This window comes from Haemophilus sp. UMB1048, from assembly GCF_030218125.1.
Taxonomy (GTDB): domain Bacteria; phylum Pseudomonadota; class Gammaproteobacteria; order Enterobacterales; family Pasteurellaceae; genus Haemophilus_D.
On the sequence record NZ_JASOPB010000180.1, the window covers coordinates 1 to 239 of the forward strand.

Annotated in this window: 1 protein-coding gene; it reads left to right on the forward strand. The window is 61.5% G+C overall.

Annotated elements, in window-relative coordinates; all coding sequences use genetic code 11:
* Window positions 1-239, forward strand: a 239-nt coding sequence (locus QP437_RS10380) for an MFS transporter (RefSeq protein ID WP_285267783.1), incomplete at both ends; no start/stop codon positions are given.

Below are 239 nucleotides of genomic sequence, written 5' to 3' on the forward strand. Positions count from 1 at the left end.
CGTACTGGCGCCAATCGCCTTGATTACGCTGCGCTTTGTACAGGGCGTGGCTTCCGGCGGCGAATGGGGCGGCGGGGTGTTGATGCTGAGCGAAAATGCGCCGGAAAGCCAGAAAGGGTACTACACCGCCTGGAGCCAGGTGGGGGTCTGCGGCGGGTTTGTTCTTTCTTCGCTGGCATTCTATCTGGTGCAGCTGCTGCCGCAGGAAGAGGTGATGTCGTGGGCGTGGCGTATTCCGT